This window comes from Marivita sp. (genome assembly GCF_051859345.1).
Lineage (GTDB): Bacteria > Pseudomonadota > Alphaproteobacteria > Rhodobacterales > Rhodobacteraceae > Marivita.
The window spans coordinates 1-16,689 of the sequence record NZ_JBHYFV010000039.1; the positions used below are offsets into that span (position 1 = coordinate 1).

At 59.2% G+C, this 16,689-nt stretch carries 16 protein-coding genes; 3 read left to right on the plus strand and 13 right to left on the minus strand.

Annotation, left to right across the window (positions count from 1 at the left end):
• From rpoC to secE, 9 genes are all read right to left on the minus strand, one after another.
• On the minus strand, nucleotides 1-2,108 hold a 2,108-nt coding region (gene rpoC, locus ACTIEN_RS18320; protein WP_439524599.1), incomplete at its 3' end, for a DNA-directed RNA polymerase subunit beta'.
• 108 nt (nucleotides 2,109-2,216) lie between these two features.
• The gene (gene rpoB, locus ACTIEN_RS18325; protein WP_439524600.1) at nucleotides 2,217-6,353 is read right to left on the minus strand and encodes a DNA-directed RNA polymerase subunit beta; all 4,137 of its coding nucleotides are present in this window, start codon (nucleotides 6,351-6,353) and stop codon (nucleotides 2,217-2,219) included.
• Nucleotides 6,354-6,599: 246 nt separating this feature from the next.
• The gene (gene rplL / locus ACTIEN_RS18330; protein ID WP_439524601.1) at nucleotides 6,600-6,980 is read right to left on the minus strand and encodes a 50S ribosomal protein L7/L12; all 381 of its coding nucleotides are present in this window, start codon (nucleotides 6,978-6,980) and stop codon (nucleotides 6,600-6,602) included.
• Between the two features lie 66 nt (nucleotides 6,981-7,046).
• Nucleotides 7,047-7,559, minus strand: a complete 513-nt coding sequence (gene rplJ, locus ACTIEN_RS18335; protein ID WP_439524602.1) for a 50S ribosomal protein L10 — start codon at nucleotides 7,557-7,559, stop codon at nucleotides 7,047-7,049.
• Between the two features lie 483 nt (nucleotides 7,560-8,042).
• Nucleotides 8,043-8,489, minus strand: coding sequence for a hypothetical protein (locus ACTIEN_RS18340; protein ID WP_439524603.1), 447 nt, complete (start codon nucleotides 8,487-8,489; stop codon nucleotides 8,043-8,045).
• Nucleotides 8,490-8,652: 163 nt separating this feature from the next.
• On the minus strand, nucleotides 8,653-9,351 hold the full coding sequence (gene rplA, locus ACTIEN_RS18345; RefSeq protein WP_439524604.1) for a 50S ribosomal protein L1: 699 nt from the start codon (nucleotides 9,349-9,351) through the stop codon (nucleotides 8,653-8,655).
• 1 nt (nucleotide 9,352) lies between these two features.
• Nucleotides 9,353-9,802: a 50S ribosomal protein L11 gene (gene rplK, locus ACTIEN_RS18350; protein WP_439524605.1), complete on the minus strand. Its 450-nt coding sequence runs from the start codon at nucleotides 9,800-9,802 to the stop codon at nucleotides 9,353-9,355.
• Nucleotides 9,803-9,930: 128 nt separating this feature from the next.
• Nucleotides 9,931-10,464 carry a transcription termination/antitermination protein NusG gene (gene nusG / locus ACTIEN_RS18355; RefSeq protein WP_439524606.1) on the minus strand — a complete coding sequence of 178 codons (534 nt, stop codon included), beginning with the start codon at nucleotides 10,462-10,464 and terminating at the stop codon, nucleotides 9,931-9,933.
• 178 nt (nucleotides 10,465-10,642) lie between these two features.
• On the minus strand, nucleotides 10,643-10,840 hold the full coding sequence (gene secE, locus ACTIEN_RS18360; protein ID WP_292270551.1) for a preprotein translocase subunit SecE: 198 nt from the start codon (nucleotides 10,838-10,840) through the stop codon (nucleotides 10,643-10,645).
• A gap of 290 nt (nucleotides 10,841-11,130) precedes the next feature.
• Between secE and ACTIEN_RS18365 the strand changes: the two genes are divergently transcribed.
• Nucleotides 11,131-11,718 (plus strand): hypothetical protein, encoded by a 588-nt coding sequence (locus ACTIEN_RS18365; protein WP_439524607.1) that lies wholly within the window; start codon nucleotides 11,131-11,133, stop codon nucleotides 11,716-11,718.
• A 137-nt stretch (nucleotides 11,719-11,855) separates the two neighbouring features.
• Here the strand turns inward: ACTIEN_RS18365 and ACTIEN_RS18370 are convergent, their stop codons facing one another.
• Nucleotides 11,856-12,308, minus strand: a complete 453-nt coding sequence (locus tag ACTIEN_RS18370; RefSeq protein ID WP_439524608.1) for a prepilin peptidase — start codon at nucleotides 12,306-12,308, stop codon at nucleotides 11,856-11,858.
• Between the two features lie 151 nt (nucleotides 12,309-12,459).
• Here ACTIEN_RS18370 and ACTIEN_RS18375 point away from each other — a divergent pair, with 151 nt between their 5' ends.
• Nucleotides 12,460-14,022 (plus strand): DUF4331 domain-containing protein, encoded by a 1,563-nt coding sequence (locus tag ACTIEN_RS18375; RefSeq protein ID WP_439524609.1) that lies wholly within the window; start codon nucleotides 12,460-12,462, stop codon nucleotides 14,020-14,022.
• Between the two features lie 12 nt (nucleotides 14,023-14,034).
• Entirely contained in the window at nucleotides 14,035-14,250 is a 216-nt protein-coding gene (locus ACTIEN_RS18380) for a hypothetical protein (RefSeq protein ID WP_439524610.1), read from the plus strand.
• Nucleotides 14,251-14,300: 50 nt separating this feature from the next.
• Here the strand turns inward: ACTIEN_RS18380 and ACTIEN_RS18385 are convergent, their stop codons facing one another.
• The 3 genes from ACTIEN_RS18385 to ACTIEN_RS18395 are packed head-to-tail and all read right to left on the minus strand — an operon-like array spanning nucleotide 14,301 to nucleotide 16,686.
• Nucleotides 14,301-15,164: a hypothetical protein gene (locus ACTIEN_RS18385; protein WP_439524611.1), complete on the minus strand. Its 864-nt coding sequence runs from the start codon at nucleotides 15,162-15,164 to the stop codon at nucleotides 14,301-14,303.
• Nucleotides 15,161-15,712 (minus strand): prepilin-type N-terminal cleavage/methylation domain-containing protein, encoded by a 552-nt coding sequence (locus ACTIEN_RS18390; RefSeq protein ID WP_439524612.1) that lies wholly within the window; start codon nucleotides 15,710-15,712, stop codon nucleotides 15,161-15,163. The genes ACTIEN_RS18385 and ACTIEN_RS18390 overlap by 4 nt, the downstream gene beginning before the upstream one ends.
• On the minus strand, nucleotides 15,709-16,686 hold the full coding sequence (locus ACTIEN_RS18395; protein ID WP_439524613.1) for a penicillin-binding protein activator: 978 nt from the start codon (nucleotides 16,684-16,686) through the stop codon (nucleotides 15,709-15,711). The genes ACTIEN_RS18390 and ACTIEN_RS18395 overlap by 4 nt, the downstream gene beginning before the upstream one ends.
• Nucleotides 16,687-16,689: the final 3 nt, after the last annotated feature.

Genomic DNA, 16,689 nt, shown 5'->3' on the forward strand with positions numbered 1-16,689 from the left:
GAAATGGTGGCCATCATGGCTTCGGTGACCTTGTCGTTACACTTCGACCAGGCATCGACAACCTTGTTGTACTTTTCGCCCTGGGTGATCAGGCCGTCCATGTACTGCTGTTCGAAATCCTTCACCTGATCGCGGGTTTCTTCCACGATCGGCCACTTGGTTTCCGGGATCACCATGTCGTCCTTGCCGAACGAAATGCCGGCCTTGAACGCTTCCTTGAAGCCCATGGTCATGATCTGGTCACAGAAGATGACCGACTCCTTCTGACCGCAATAGCGATAAACCGTGTCGATGACTTTCTGCACGTCTTTCTTGCGCAGCAGCGTGTTGACAAGATCGAACGGCGCTTTCGCGTTCATCGGCAGCAGCGCCCCCAGACGCACGCGTCCCGGTGTGGATTCGTACCGCTTGGTGATCTCGTTGCCTTCGTTGTCGATCTGCTTGACCCGGCACTGAATCTTGGCGTGCAGATGCACTTCCCCGGCATTGAGCGCATGCTCGACTTCTTCGATCGAGCCGAAGATCATGCCTTCACCCTTCATGCCATCACGGGCGATGGAGGTGTAATACAGACCAAGGATCATATCCTGCGACGGAACGATGATCGGTGCGCCGTTGGCCGGCGACAGAACGTTGTTCGTCGACATCATCAAGACACGGGCTTCCAGCTGGGCCTCAAGGCTCAGCGGAACGTGAACCGCCATCTGGTCACCGTCGAAATCGGCGTTGAAGGCCGAACAGACCAGCGGGTGAAGCTGGATTGCCTTGCCTTCGATCAGGATCGGTTCAAACGCCTGGATGCCCAGACGGTGCAGCGTCGGCGCGCGGTTGAGCAGAACCGGGTGTTCGCGGATCACCTCGTCCAGGATATCCCAAACCTCGGGACGCTCTTTCTCGACCAATTTCTTGGCTTGTTTGACGGTCGACGACAGACCCTTCGCTTCAAGCCGCGAATAGATGAACGGCTTGAACAGTTCGAGTGCCATCTTCTTGGGCAGACCGCACTGGTGCAGTTTGAGTTCCGGACCCGTCACAATGACCGAACGACCCGAGAAGTCGACGCGCTTGCCCAGAAGGTTCTGACGGAAGCGGCCCTGCTTGCCTTTCAGCATGTCGGACAGCGACTTCAGCGGACGCTTGTTGGCGCCGGTGATGACGCGGCCGCGGCGACCGTTGTCGAACAGCGCATCGACCGATTCCTGCAGCATCCGCTTTTCGTTGCGGACGATGATGTCCGGCGCACGCAGTTCGATCAGTCGCTTCAGACGGTTGTTCCGGTTGATCACACGGCGGTAAAGGTCGTTGAGGTCGGAGGTCGCAAAACGACCGCCATCCAGTGGCACCAGCGGACGCAGTTCCGGTGGGATCACCGGGATCACCGTCAGAACCATCCATTCCGGGCGGTTGCCGGATTCGAGGAAGGACTCAACCACCTTGAGGCGCTTGATGATCTTCTTCGGTTTCAATTCGCCGGTCGCTTCCTTGAGATCCGCGCGCAGCTGATCGGCCTCGGCTTCGAGGTCGATATTGGCGAGCATTTCACGGATCGCTTCGGCACCGATATTGGCGGTGAACGCGTCCATGCCATAGGCATCCTGCGCGTCCATGAACTCTTCTTCGGTCATCAACTGGCCGTAGGTCAGGTCGGTCAGACCCGGCTCGATCACGACGTAGTTTTCGAAGTAGAGAATCCGCTCCAGATCGCGCAGCGTCATGTCCAGCATCAGGCCGATGCGCGACGGCAGCGACTTGAGGAACCAGATATGGGCACAGGGAGCGGCCAGTTCGATATGGCCCATACGTTCACGGCGGACCTTCTGCAGCGTGACTTCCACACCGCATTTCTCGCAGACAACGCCGCGATACTTCATGCGCTTGTATTTGCCGCACAGGCATTCGTAATCCTTGATCGGGCCAAAGATACGCGCGCAGAAGAGACCGTCACGCTCGGGCTTGAACGTGCGGTAGTTGATGGTTTCGGGCTTCTTGATCTCACCGAAAGACCACGACAGGATCCGCTCGGGCGATGCGAGCGAGACCTTGATCTCGTCAAACACCTTTTGCGGGGCGACGGGGTTGAACGGGTTGTTCGTCAGTTCCTGGTTCATTGAATTACCTCAAAGATAAGGGCGTGGGGGATGAAGCCGGGCGCGACTTTCTTCGAAGAAAGTCACCAGTCTCTTTGAAGAGACTGGTGCCCGGTGCGAAAGGTTCGCTTATTCCTCATCCTCCGCATCCAGGAGTTCCATATTCAGGCCGAGGCCGCGCACTTCCTTGACGAGAACGTTAAAGCTCTCGGGAATGCCCGCTTCGAAATTGTCCTCGCCCTTGACGATGCTTTCATAGACCTTGGTCCGGCCCGCGACGTCGTCCGACTTGACGGTGAGCATTTCCTGCAGGGTGTAGGCCGCGCCGTACGCCTCAAGCGCCCAGACTTCCATTTCCCCGAAACGCTGACCCCCGAACTGCGCCTTACCACCCAGCGGCTGCTGTGTGACCAACGAGTACGGCCCGGTAGACCGCGCGTGGATCTTGTCGTCCACAAGGTGGTGCAGCTTGAGCAGGTATTTCACACCCACGGTCACCGACCGCGAGAACTGCTCGCCCGAGCGACCATCGAACAGGATCGACTGACCTGAGGTGTCAAAACCGGCACGGATCAACGAGTCGTTCACGTCTGCCTCTTTCGCACCGTCAAAGACCGGCGTTGCGATCGGAACACCGTGGGTGACATTGCCCGCAGCGGTCAACAGCTGTGCCTCGTCCATGTCCTTGATGCCTTCATCATAGACATCGTCGCCATAGGCGATGCGCATCGCTTCACGCACCGGGGTCAGGTCGCCGGAACGGCGGTAATCCTGCAATGCATCGTCGATCTTGATGCCCAGACCGCGTGCGGCCCAACCCATGTGGGTTTCCAGGATCTGACCAACGTTCATACGCGACGGCACGCCCAGCGGGTTCAGACAGAAATCGACCGGGGTTCCGTCCGCGAGGAACGGCATGTCCTCCATCGGAACCACTTTCGAAATCACACCTTTGTTGCCGTGACGGCCAGCCATCTTGTCGCCCGGTTGCAGCTTGCGCTTCACCGCGACGAACACCTTGACCATCTTCATCACACCCGGAGGCAGATCGTCGCCACGACGGACCTTTTCGACCTTATCCTCGAAACGGGCATCCAAAGCGCGCTTTTGCGCCTCATACTGCTCGTTCAGGGCTTCGACGATCTTGGCATCGTCCTCGTCTTCGAGCGCCAGCTGCCACCACTGACCACGGGTCAGGCTGTCCAGCAGCTCTTCGGTGATCTGGCTGTTCGGCTTGATGCCTTTCGGGCCTTTCACGGCCATCTTGCCAAAGATCATGTCTTTCAGACGGGCGTAGATGTTGCGATCCAGAATGGCGAGTTCGTCGTCCCGGTCACGAGCCAGACGTTCGACCTCTTCCCGCTCGATCTGCAACGCACGTTCGTCTTTCTCGACGCCATGACGGTTGAAGACGCGCACCTCGACAACGGTGCCGAAATCACCCGGCTTGACCCGCAGCGAGGTGTCGCGCACGTCAGATGCTTTTTCACCAAAGATGGCGCGGAGGAGTTTCTCTTCCGGCGTCATCGGGCTTTCGCCCTTCGGTGTGATCTTGCCGACCAGAATATCGCCCGGCTCCACATCCGCGCCGATGTACACGATGCCCGCCTCGTCGAGGTTGCGCAGCGCTTCTTCGCCAACGTTCGGAATGTCGCGTGTGATCTCTTCCGGCCCGAGTTTCGTGTCACGCGCGGCGACTTCGAATTCTTCGATATGGATAGAGGTGAACACGTCATCCCGCGCGATCCGCTCGGAAATCAGGATCGAGTCCTCGTAGTTGTAACCGTTCCACGGCATGAACGCGACGATCACGTTCTTGCCCAGGGCCAGTTCACCCAGATCGGTCGACGGGCCATCGGCGATCACCTCGCCCTTGCCCACAGTGTCGCCCACATTCACCAGCGGACGCTGGTTGATGCAGGTGTTCTGGTTCGAACGCTGGAACTTGCGCAGACGGTAGATGTCCACACCCGCATCGCCCAGCTCGAGGTCTTCGGTCGCCCGCACAACGATACGGGTCGCGTCGACCTGGTCGATGATCCCGGCGCGTTTTGCCATGATCGCAGCGCCGGAGTCGCGGGCGACAACGCCTTCGATCCCGGTGCCGATCAGCGGCGCTTCGGAGCGGAGCGTCGGCACCGCCTGACGCTGCATGTTCGAGCCCATGAGGGCGCGGTTGGCGTCATCGTTTTCGAGGAACGGAATGAGCGAGGCCGCAACCGACACCAGCTGCTTGGGCGAAACGTCAATCAGATCGACGCTTTCGTTGGGCGCAAGGGTGTATTCCCCCGACTGGCGGGTGTTGACGAACTCGTTCACGAACTGGCCGTTTTCGTCCAGAGTCGCGTTGGCCTGCGCCACGGTATGACGCTGCTCCTCGGTCGCGGACATGTACTGCACATCATCCGTCACGCGGCCGTTTTCGACCCGGCGATACGGCGTTTCGATGAAGCCGTACTTGTTCACACGGGCAAAGGTGGCCAGCGAGTTGATCAGACCGATGTTCGGGCCTTCCGGCGTTTCAATCGGGCACATCCGACCATAATGCGTCGCGTGAACGTCGCGGACCTCAAAACCTGCCCGTTCGCGGGTCAGACCGCCCGGCCCAAGCGCGGAAAGGCGACGCTTGTGCGTCACTTCGGATAGCGGGTTGGTCTGGTCCATGAACTGCGACAGCTGGCTGGAGCCGAAGAATTCGCGCACCGCGGCGGCCGCCGGTTTGGCGTTGATCAGATCCTGCGGCATGACGGTGTCGATCTCGACCGAGGACATGCGTTCCTTGATTGCCCGCTCCATGCGAAGCAAGCCAACGCGGTACTGGTTTTCCATCAACTCGCCGACCGACCGCACACGACGGTTGCCGAGGTGGTCGATGTCGTCGATGTCACCACGACCGTCGCGCAATTCCACCAGCGCCTTGACACAGGCCACGATGTCTTCGCGATCCAGCGTGCGCTGGGTGTCCGGCTTGTCGAGCGCAAGACGCATGTTCATCTTCACGCGGCCAACAGCCGACAGGTCATAGCGTTCGCTGTCGAAGAACAACGTGTCGAACAGCGCAGACGCGGCTTCGACGGTGGGCGGTTCGCCCGGACGCATGACGCGATAGATATCCATGAGCGCGGTTTCGCGGTTCATGTTCTTGTCGTTCGCCATCGTGTTGCGCATGTACGGCCCGTAGGTGACGTTATCGATGTCAAGGACCGGGATTTCGGTCACACCGGCATCAACCAGTTCCTTGAGCGTCCCACCTGTGACAGCACCGTCCTTGTCGACGGTCCAGGTCAGCTCGTCCCCGGCTTCGACATAAATCGCGCCAGTGTCTTCGTTGATGATGTCCTTGGATACGAACTTGCCGACAATCTGGTCGAACGGGAGCAAAAGCTCTGTGATCCTGCCTTCGTCGATGATCTGTTTGACGGCCCGCGGGGTCACTTTTTTGCCAGCTTCGGCAAACACTTCTCCAGTGGCGGCGTCAACAAGGTCATAGGTCGGACGCGTCGCGCGCACCCGCTCCGGGAAGAACTTGGTTGCCCAGCCTTCACCCTTGCGCAGCGTATAGGTCACGGTGTTGAAATACGCGTCCATGATGCTTTCCTGGTCAAGACCAAGCGCATAAAGAAGCGTTGTCACCGGCAGTTTGCGGCGACGGTCGATGCGGGCGAACACAAGGTCCTTGGCATCGAATTCAAAATCCAGCCACGAACCGCGATAGGGAATGATTCGGCACGCGAACAGCAGCTTGCCCGAGCTGTGCGTCTTGCCCTTGTCGTGATCAAAGAACACGCCCGGCGAGCGGTGCATCTGGGACACGATCACGCGCTCGGTGCCGTTCACGACAAATGTGCCGTTCGGCGTCATCAGGGGCATGTCGCCCATGAACACGTCTTGTTCCTTGATGTCCTTGACCGACTTCGCGCCAGTGTCTTCGTCGATATCAAACACGATCAGACGCAGCTTCACCTTGAGCGGTGCCGCGTAGGTCATGTCACGTTGCTGACATTCCTCGACATCGTATTTCGGCTTTTCCAGCTCGTAGCTCACGAATTCCAGCACGCTGGTTTCGTTGAAATCCTTGATCGGGAAAACCGATTGGAACACGCCCTTGATACCCTCGCCGTCAAGCGGAGCAGGCTGATCGCCGGATTTCAAAAAGAGATCGTAGGAGGATTTCTGAACCTCGATGAGGTTCGGCATCTCCAGAACCTCGCGAATTTTACCGTAGTATTTACGAAGACGTTTCTGGCCAATAAAGCTTTGCGCCATGGTCGATATCACCTTTTCATTCTCAGCTGCGCGTCACGCCGTCGGGCCCCGGCGGTCTGCCCAATAGAGACGACAAGAACCCGATCAATTCATGGCCCGCGTCCCACCGCGCGCCTCCCGATCCTTGGGTCCTGTCTAAGAAAAGCCCCTGATGCAAAAGGGCTTCTCTAAGACAGGCTTGGCTGAGCATGGAAATCTCCATACCCAGCCTTGCAATAGTCCAACTCCGGGTTGCCCCGGTTCGGATTACTTGAGCTCGACTTCGGCGCCAGCTGCTTCCAGCTTGGCTTTGATGTCTTCGGCTTCGTCCTTGGAAACCTGCTCTTTGACAGCTTTGCCGCCAGCTTCGACCAAGTCCTTGGCTTCTTTCAGGCCCAGACCGGTGATGCCGCGAACTTCCTTGATCACGTTGATCTTGGAGGCGCCTGCCGACTTCAGGATGACGTCGAACTCGGTCTGCTCTTCAGCAGCTGCCGCGCCGCCGGCGTCTGCCGGACCCGCCATCATCACTGCGCCGCCAGCTGCGGGCTCGATGCCGTACTCGTCTTTGAGGATTGTTTTCAGTTCTTGTGCTTCGAGAAGCGTCAGACCAACGATCTCTTCTGCCAGTTTTTTCAGATCAGCCATTGTGACTTTCCTATCTAAATGTGTTCCAACGTCGAGGTTTCAACCCCACGATGTTTCCCAGATGCCTTACGCCGCTTTCTCTTCGATGGTCGAGAGAATGGACGCGATATTCGATGCAGGTGCGCCAATTGCACCGGCGATGTTGGAGGCAGGTGCGCCGATCATGCCAGCGATGGTAGCAATAAGCTCCTCGCGCGACGGCATCTTCGACACGGCTTCCACGCCGGCCCGGTCAAGTGCGTTCTCGCCCATGGCCCCACCAAGGATTTCGAACTTCTTGTTCTCCTTGGCAAAGTCCTCGGACACTTTGGCGGCTGCCACAGGGTCTTCGGAATAGGTGAGGACAGTCATGCCTGTCAGATAGTCGGCGATGCTTTCGCAGGGCTTTCCATCAAGGGCAATCTTGGCCAGACGGTTCTTGGCGACACGTACGGAACTACCACCAGCGCGTGCGCGTGCGCGTAGATCCTGCATCTCGGCAACTGTGAGACCTTCGTAGTGGGCTACCACAACGACGCCAGAGCTTTCGAAGATCTGGCCGAGTTCATCGACCACTTTCTCTTTTTGGGCTCTATCCACAGGTTTACTCCAGTTTGGGGGGCGAACCCCCCGGCTCAGTGGTACCGGATCGCTCCGGCGGTTTTGGTCCGCTGTTGTGCGGTCCCAAACCCGCCCAGCGCTCAACGGATTGAGCCTTGGCATGTCGGTCTGTTCCCGCCTCGGGCAGGAATTATTGCGACCCATGTCGCAACCCACCGTCTCGGACGTAATACAAAAGAGCGCGGGACGAATCACGCGCTCTGATGCAAGGCAGGGGATAATACGGCCATGAGGATTTGCCAAGCCCTCTGGTCGGCAAATCCTTGTGGATCCGTGAAAATGTCAGGGGCAAACGGTACCACAGCTGACAAAAAACGCAAAACAGTTCTTTTGCCGAAGCCCGCACAGACACCTGCATCGTCTGCAAGAACACGCTGTTAGCAGGATTTCCAATGGTTCATGACATGGCCAGCCCCGTCGTGTGAAACAAGCCGGGAACGGCTCTCATCACATTCCGGTGACCTATTCGCCAAATATGCCGCCCATGTTCGAGACAATCGAGATCAACAACACGGTGCCGCAGATCAAGAGCGCCAACCAGAACGCGTATTGCATGACAAACGCGCCGATCCCCATGGCTATCCCCATCTTTGACAGCGCAGCGGGTTCATGGCGAAACAGGCTGATGCCCCCGATCACGGCAGCCAGCGCCGCAAGGATCGGTGTCACGAACATCAGAAACCAGGTTGTGTCGAATGTGTCCTGCGGCGTCATGGCCTTCGTAGCGTTGCCGGTTGCGGCGTTGCGGATATCCATTGCGATCTCACCAATCGTGGTGCCAATGCTCATCTCGGGTTCGGGTGTCATCAAGCCCGATGTCAGGATCGCCGCTGACAAGAGCGCGAACACCCCGAAACAAAAGGCCACAAGACCCCAATGAGCGCGCGGCATTTCTTTCGTGATCGACATGTCACGTCCCCTGAAGATCCGAACCGCTTTGCATTCTGATCGCAGAAAGCGCCCGAAATATGGTCCGGGCGTGCCGATACCTTGATCGCAGAAGGCGTTATCGACACCTCCAAACGAAAACGGCGCCCCGAAGAGCGCCGCCGTCTTAACTAACTTTGCAGGGTCAGTGACCAGCTGCGTCGTCCACCGAAATCGACACGCCCGGACCCATGGTCGAAGACAACGCGATCTTCTTCATGTAAGTGCCCTTGGAACCTGTCGGCTTGGCCTTGGCAACGGCATCGACGAACGCTTTGACGTTCTCGACCAGCTTGCCTTCATCGAACGAGATCTTGCCGACACCCGCGTGTACAACACCGGCCTTTTCAGCCTTGAACTGTACCTGGCCGCCCTTGGCGTCTTCGACAGCCTGCTTGACGTCCATGGTGACGGTGCCAACCTTGGGGTTCGGCATCAGGTTGCGCGGACCAAGTACCTTGCCCAGACGGCCGACGATCGGCATCATGTCAGGTGTGGCAATGCAGCGATCGAACTCGATGGTGCCGCCCTGAACGGTTTCCATCAGGTCTTCCGCGCCAACAATGTCTGCACCGGCAGCCAGGGCTTCATCCGCCTTGGGGCCACGCGCGAACACCGCAACACGGACGGTTTTGCCTGTGCCGTTCGGCAGACCGACCACACCGCGGACCATCTGGTCTGCGTGACGCGGGTCAACACCGAGGTTCATCGCAATCTCGAGCGTCTCGTCGAATTTCGAGTTGGCGCTGCTCTTGATCAGGGCAACGGCCTCTTTGACACTCAGGTTTTCTTTGCCAGCAAAGGCTTCACGGGCAGTGCGGGTGCGTTTTCCAAGTTTCGCCATCTTACTTCACCTCGATGCCCATGGACTTCGCCGAGCCCAGGATAATCTTCATTGCACCTTCAACGTCATTCGCGTTGAGGTCTTTCATCTTGGCTTCCGCGATCTCGCGCACCTGACCGACGGTCACGGTCGCGATGGTCTCGCGACCCGGAAGTTCGGCACCACGCGGACGATTTCGCTTGCCCACCGGCTTCAGGCCAGCGGCCTTCTTGAGGTAGTAGGACGCGGGTGGCGTCTTGATTTCCATGGTGAAGGATTTGTCCTGGTAATAGACAATCTCGGTCGGGCACGGTGCGCCCTGCTCCATGTCCTGCGTCTTGGCGTTGAACGCCTTGCAGAATTCCATGATGTTGATGCCGCGCTGACCCAGCGCAGGGCCCACGGGGGGGCTTGGGTTGGCTTGACCTGCAGGAATCTGCAGCTTCATCTTGCCGACGAGTTTCTTGGCCATGTGGCCTCTCCTTTTCCAACGGCTGCAACACGCGTGTCACAGCCAACGATGTTGTGTGGTCCGGTCCGCGACACGCGTGCCGCTCGCCTCCCACGCTTGCTTGGCGGGTTGCCCCGCCTCCACTCAGATCACGATTGCTTCGTAACTTGCGTGTATTCCAGTTCGACCGGGGTTTCCCGGCCAAAGATCACCACCGACACCTTCAGGCGCTGGTTGTCGTCGTCGACTTCTTCGATCATGCCATCGAAATCCTCGAACGGACCGTCATTGACCTTGACCTTCTCGCCGATCTCAAAGTGAATGAGAGTGCGCGGCGCATCTTCACCTTCGGCAACGCGGCCCAGAATGGCCTGCACTTCGGCATCGCGCATCGGCATCGGGCGGCCCTGCGGCCCCAGAAACCCTGTGACGCGGTTGATCGAGTTGATCAGGTGATAGCCCTGATCCGACATTTCCATCCGCACCAGAACATACCCCGGCATGAATCGACGCTCTGCCGTCACTTTCTTGCCGCGACGGATTTCAATCACTTCCTCAGTCGGGACCATCACTTCTTCGATCTGGTCCTGAAGGCCCTGCTCTTCGACTGCCTGAAGGATCTGCTCCGCGATTTTCTTCTCGAAATTCGAAAGAACACTGACCGAGTACCACCGCTTCGCCATCTGGTCACAAACCTTTTTGTCCGTGCGGCTAAGACGCCGTCTGATTTCTGTTGGCAGACATGTCACCCTGCCCGCTCGGGAATAAAAAAGCGGCGTGCAACTCGAATCGATGCACGCCTCATTCCGTTCGAGCGGTGGGTTACCGCCTTAGCCTGCCCTTTTCAAGTGCAGACCGGCCTTAGCCGAAGATGTTCAGCAGACCCTGAAGCCCGCTGCGGATCAAGATATCGACCAGGGCAAAGAAAACGGCCGTCAGCGCCGCCATGATAAACACCATAACCGTGGTCAACAGGACCTCACGCCGGGTGGGCCAGACGATCTTCGATACTTCGGCCCGAACCTGCTGAATGAACTGAAGCGGATTGGTCGTTGCCATGGGTACGGTCTCACTTTGCGTTTTTGCTGTTCCGCACTTAGCGAAGCTGCGTCCCTAATTCAAGCGAGGTGCTTAATAAAGGTCCAATCTGCGCAATTAAACATGAACGCGTGAACAGCCGTTCATGTGTTAAGTTCCCACGCCATCTCTCACAATGATGTGTCTGCTTTTTCAGCGTTTTTCAGGAACGAAGACCGCCACAGCCAGTTTCCCCATCAGAGCGGGCGGCGCACCATGCCACCCGCACTAGAGACAAGTACGAAGTGTTCGTTAAGAGAAAGGAACTTGAAATGAAACGCATGATGATTGCAACCGCACTCGCAACGACCCTCGGCACCGCAGGCTTTGCTGCCACTGAAGCACAGAAGGAGCAAGTCGCAGGATTTAACTCCGGTATCGACACGTCAGGCTATACCGACAGCGATTTCGACATCGCGTATGGTATCGTGACATCCGGCATGTCCAACGGCGAAAAGACCGCGAAACTCCGCGCTCTTGGCACCGAGGACAACATCGACATGGGCATCGCGATGATCAGCGAAGCTGAAATGGCACGTCTACAGCAATACGCTCCGGACGCCGATTTTGGTGTGATCACCCAGTCCCAGGCCGAAGCAGCACTTGCCGTGACCTATGGCGGTGAATCCAACTCCGTTATCACCGATCGCGTTCAGACCATCCTGCGCGGCGATGAAATGGATGAAGAAACGATGGCGATGGTCTCGGCCGGTCAAGCGAGCATGCTGCAAAGCTATGTTCCCGAAGCTGACCTGTCCCGCCTGTCTGACGGCGAACTGGCACTTGCCCTCAGCTATGTCTACAGCGACATGTCCCGTGGCGAGAAGACAAGCGAGATTCAGGCACTCATCGACAGCTAAGCTGTTGAGATACTGATAAAAGGGTCGCCTTTTGGCGGCCCTTTCGTATGCTTGGCTCACAGTAAGTGGCAAGGATACGGTCCACCCCGCTTCCTGCACCCCCAATCCGCCAGTCCCCTGACGCCACAGGTGGTTGTTCAAGCAATGCCCGTGAATTTGACGGCAATCCAGGTCAGCCAGAATCCCAAGGCCAACCAGGGCCCAAACGCGATCCTTCGCCGCACATCACGTTGGGAGAGACCGGCAAACAGCAGCGCGCCCCCGGCACCGATCAACAAGACATAAGGCAGCGCACCGTATCCCAACCAGGTTCCACAAGCTGCAAAAAGCTTGGCATCACCAAGCCCCAAACCCTCTTGCCCGGTTCGATTGTAATAAAGTGACCCAATCGCCCAGAAGGCCCCAAAGGCCACGCCCCCCCCGATCAAGGACGCCAAGACCGGAACTCCGCCCCCCGTTGCGGCAAGCAAGAGTCCAGAGGCGATCAATGGCAGTGTCCAGGTATCGGGAAGCCGGAAACTATGCAGGTCGATCCAGGACAGACGCAGCAGAACTGCGGTCAAGGCAACCGTGATCAGTACATCCGGCATGACGGCTCCCGTTGCGCCGCGGCAAAAAAAACCCGCTTGGGTGAAACTATCTCCGGCACGCCTCCGTGACTACGTCGGTAACGCAAAAAATCATCACCATTGTTACTGATCGCCGGGCCTGCCCGGCAAACACGTCAATAGGGAGAAACGGATGTCTATTTCGAAGAAAACCGCAAGACTAGCGATGGGCGTCAGTGCCGCCGCACTTGTTGCCACCACGGCAACCGCGTCGTCGCATCGCGAAGCGCCGGGGATCACCGAACAACCAAAGGTTGACGCGACGGATTTCTATATGTTCCGCAGCTATGAACCGGGCCGCGAAGGCTATGTGACGTTCATTGCGAACTACATTCCGTTGCAGGCGCCCTATGGTGGCCCGAACTACTTCACCATGGATCCCGACGCGATCTATGAAATTCATGTCGACAATGACGGCGATGCCATCGAGGACATCACCTTCCAGTTCGACTTCAACAACGAACTGGCGATGGATGGTCAGGGCATCGCGCTTCAGATCGGCGATGCGACCGTGGCCATTCCGCTGCGCACCGCTGGCCCGATCACCGGCGCCGCAAGCGATCCGCTGAACGAGATCGAAAGCTACACGCTCACACAGATCACGGGTGATCGCCGCTCCGGAGAGCGTGCATCGGTCACTGGCGCAGGCGGCAGCACCTCGTTTGCCAAGCCGCTCGACTACATCGGCACCAAGACGATTCCAAATTATGAAAGCTATGCCAACGACCTGATCCACGATGTCACGATCCCCGGATGTGACACCGGCGGTAAGGTCTTTGTCGGCCAGCGCGAAGAAGCCTTTGCCGTCAATCTTGGCGAGATCTTCGACCTTGTGAACCTTGTGCCGCTGGAGGGCTCCATCGACAACGTCCGCGCCAATGACGATCTGGTCGGACAGTTCAACGTGACATCGCTGGCGCTGGAAGTGCCGATTTCCTGTGTGACGGGTGACGGCAATGGCGTCATCGGCGCCTGGACCACGGCAAGCCTGCCGCAGGGCGAAGTCGAAGACCCGTCGCCCACCTATGGCGCGACCTCGGTCTATGGCGGTGCTTATGTGCAGCAATCCCGCCTGTCGAACCCGCTGGTGAACGAAGTGGTGATCGGTCTGCCTGACAAGGATCTGTTCAACGCGGCAGAACCGACACAGGACGGCGCATTGGCCACCTATGTGACCAATCCGACCCTGCCGGCGCTGGTCGACATCCTGTTCCGCGATGCGCTTGGCGCAACGGACAACATCGCCCCGTCGAACTTGCCGCGGCAGGATCTCGTGACGGCGTTCCTGACCGGCTTTCCGGGTGTGAACCAGCTTGCAACGGTGACGCCGTCCGAAATGCTGCGTCTCAACACCGGCATCCCGGTCACGCCGCGTGACGCGCAGCACCCCTACGGTGTTGTGGCGGAAGACCTTGCCGGTTTCCCGAACGGACGTCGTCCAGGGGATGACACGGTTGATATCGCCCTGCGCGTCGTGATGGGGGCCCTGTGCCACCCGGTTCCGCTTGGGGCCGAGTTGGGAATCGACGGTGCTGTTGAAGACAGCGAAAGCGACCTGATCAACCTTGGCCTTTGTGCGCCCGAAGATGCGCCCGTTGGCAATGCACCGTTCATCGACGGCGCCCCGATCTCGGCAGCAGAACTTCAGAACGCCTTTCCGTATCTGAACACGCCGCTGCCCGGCGCAACCAACTAAGAAGGGATGACCATGCAACTGAAACCCAAACTGATCGCTGGTCTTGCAGGAGCCTTGCTGGTTGCCGCATGCGACGGGTCGGACTCGGGTGGCGATCAAGCCAACGGGATCGACTCTTTCGGCAGCGCCTTCCGCGCAATGTTCAACGCTGACCCGAATGACGAACCGGTAGATGCCCAAAGCATCGACATCGCGGTGGATATGACCGCTGATCCGTTCAATCCGTAAAGATTGACCTTCGGAAAAAACAGACGGCCTCCCGAAATCGGGGGGCCGTTTTACGTTTCGGGGTCGGGGTCGGGGTGGTCGTGCTCAAAGCGCCGTTCAAGGATATCGACTGCCTTTACTCCAAGGTCGTTCCTGCGAACGACCAGAGTCTGCATCCGGATACGGGCACGCCCCGCCTCGGCAAGGATATAGATGCGGTACACGTTTGATGTGAATCCGCTGTTCTGCGGTCGCAGGATACCCGCATTGCGCAACGCCGCGCGCGACAGCGACCCCTGCCTTTCGCGGATACGGACAAGCTGTTGCGCGTGGCTGGTGTTCTGTACCATGATCGCCAACAGAAACGGATCGACGGAATTGAGGTTGATCGTGCCGTCGACGGGCAGCGCCGTCACATAAGGCGACATGGCGTCAATCGCCTCTTGCGGAATGCCGAAACGTGTCAGCGCCTGAATGTCCTGAACCTGACCAACGGCCCCCAGCACACGACCGATCTGCGCCGCAATTTCGGGCGGCTGATCCAGTGCAATCATCAGGCGGCGGGCAAAGTCCTGCGTTCCCGCAGTGACGGCAGCCAGTTGATTGATGTTGAACATGGCTTGCTGATCGGTGATCCGGACCGAAAACTTGCCGGTGGGCAACGCAACCTCGTCCTGAATCACACTTTGCGCCCAAGGTTCGTTCAGGTGATCCGCATCGGGCGCGTCGTCCAGATCGCGGCGAAGCGCGTCGATCACCGACGCTTCGGCCCCCATCGCAATCTGCTCCACGATCGCGGCATCGGCGCTGCGCGACACCCGGTCCAGCGCGACGTCCTGGCTGTTGACCAGCAACAGCATCAGCCCGCCCGCGATGGCCAGAACCACAAGCACGTTGACCAGAACCACACCGCTTTCACCCTCGCGCGGGCTCATCGTCCCTGACCTGCGGGCAATGGGAAGATGCGTGTGACCGATTGCGGCAAGTCCATCCCGTCGCGCGTCACCTCAAGCGACAGTTCGGCCGCCAGCGGGCGCTGCGGCACCGAGATACCTTCAGGGGGCCAAAGAGGTGTCCAGCGCTTGGATGCGTCCAGCAAACGCCAGCGCATATCCCGCACACCCGTGAGTAAAAGCTGATCCATCCCTGTCGGGTCGGTCCGGCGGATTTGGCGGTTCAGGTCGACATCTTCGGAAAAATAGCGCACAGCAAATGACCCGTCCGCGTCCCGCCGCCGAAAGGCCAACCCCTCTTCGTTCAATTGTGTGTCCAGCCCACTGATCTGCGCCAGATCCCGCCGGATCACCAGAAAGGCGCGGTCGATCTCGGCCAGCCTTTCAAGCCGCCCATCGGTCCGTTCGCCGGTTCGCGCAACAGTGTCCAGAACGGTCAGACCGGCAATCCCGATCACCGCGAAAATGGCCAGCGACACCAGCACTTCGATCAGGGTCACACCCGCCTCGCCGTGCCGGTCCAGGGTCATACCGAGGTGCTGCCGATCAGGCTGAACTCACCGGCTCCGACGCGCAGGACGCCCAGACCGCGTTCGCACAGGCCCGACCGCTGAAAGCGGTAGGGGCCAAGCACGCCGGTAAAACCTTCGTCGCGGGTCAGTCCACGCGCGGACAAGGCGCGTGCCTGCCCAAGGATGCGCAGCAATTCCACCCCGTCAAAAGCCAACCCGCTGATGATCCCGCCGGGCCTGCCGGTGGCTTGCATGAACGCATCATCAAAGGCGGCAAAGCGCAGCGGGTCAGGCGCGGCAAACCACGCATCGCGAAAGGCCGGTCGGCCCGACAGATCAAGAGCCGACCATTGCGTCGATCCCAAAAGCTGCACGCCCTGACCGCGCAACGCGTCTGCGAAGGGCTCCAATGTGCCATCCGCCACTGGCAAGTAGACCGCATCTGGCAAAGCCCCGTCCGCGCGCAGTGCATCGACCAACCCACCCGCGCTGGCCTGCACCACCGCCGGGCGCATGGTCAGGCCAAGTGCTGTCCCGACCGTGGCCGCCGCCTGCGCCGATTGCGCGCCGAACGCGCCGGGTGGCACAACCGTGACGATGGTGCGCAGATTGCGCTGGGCAGCGATGGACAGGATTGCCTGCGCCGATTGCGCGGCGGTGACGCCAAAGATATAGGTCCCTCCCCCGGCAAGGCCTTCGTCGTTGGACAAGGTCACAACCGGCACACGCACGGCCGTGCCCACCGCGCTGGCCTGAGCGCCAAAAACCGGCCCGACGATCATCTCGGCCCCGCCGTCCACCGCACGTTTTGCGGCGGCAACGGCGGTTTCCGGCGTGGATCCGCTGTCCACAATCTCGATCCCGATGCCCGGCCCTCCGCCAAGGGTTGCGGCGCTTTGCAATGTCTGGCCTAACTCGGCCGATGCCCCCGACAACGGCAGCATCAGTGCCGACCGGGACGGGCCGTCGCGGCGCGCCGATCCGCCTGGCAAGGA

Coding starts and splice junctions, on each gene's coding strand:
- ACTIEN_RS18375 (WP_439524609.1), top strand. CDS start 12,460: ATGTCTATTTCGAAGAAAACCGCAAGACTAGCGATGGGCGTCAGTGCC.
- ACTIEN_RS18340 (WP_439524603.1), bottom strand. CDS start 8,489: ATGTCGATCACGAAAGAAATGCCGCGCGCTCATTGGGGTCTTGTGGCC.
- ACTIEN_RS18390 (WP_439524612.1), bottom strand. CDS start 15,712: ATGACCCTGGACCGGCACGGCGAGGCGGGTGTGACCCTGATCGAAGTG.
- rplA (WP_439524604.1), bottom strand. CDS start 9,351: ATGGCGAAACTTGGAAAACGCACCCGCACTGCCCGTGAAGCCTTTGCT.
- rplK (WP_439524605.1), bottom strand. CDS start 9,802: ATGGCCAAGAAACTCGTCGGCAAGATGAAGCTGCAGATTCCTGCAGGT.
- ACTIEN_RS18385 (WP_439524611.1), bottom strand. CDS start 15,164: ATGAGCCCGCGCGAGGGTGAAAGCGGTGTGGTTCTGGTCAACGTGCTT.
- secE (WP_292270551.1), bottom strand. CDS start 10,840: ATGGCAACGACCAATCCGCTTCAGTTCATTCAGCAGGTTCGGGCCGAA.
- ACTIEN_RS18380 (WP_439524610.1), top strand. CDS start 14,035: ATGCAACTGAAACCCAAACTGATCGCTGGTCTTGCAGGAGCCTTGCTG.
- ACTIEN_RS18370 (WP_439524608.1), bottom strand. CDS start 12,308: ATGCCGGATGTACTGATCACGGTTGCCTTGACCGCAGTTCTGCTGCGT.
- rplL (WP_439524601.1), bottom strand. CDS start 6,980: ATGGCTGATCTGAAAAAACTGGCAGAAGAGATCGTTGGTCTGACGCTT.
- rpoB (WP_439524600.1), bottom strand. CDS start 6,353: ATGGCGCAAAGCTTTATTGGCCAGAAACGTCTTCGTAAATACTACGGT.
- ACTIEN_RS18365 (WP_439524607.1), top strand. CDS start 11,131: ATGAAACGCATGATGATTGCAACCGCACTCGCAACGACCCTCGGCACC.
- nusG (WP_439524606.1), bottom strand. CDS start 10,464: ATGGCGAAGCGGTGGTACTCGGTCAGTGTTCTTTCGAATTTCGAGAAG.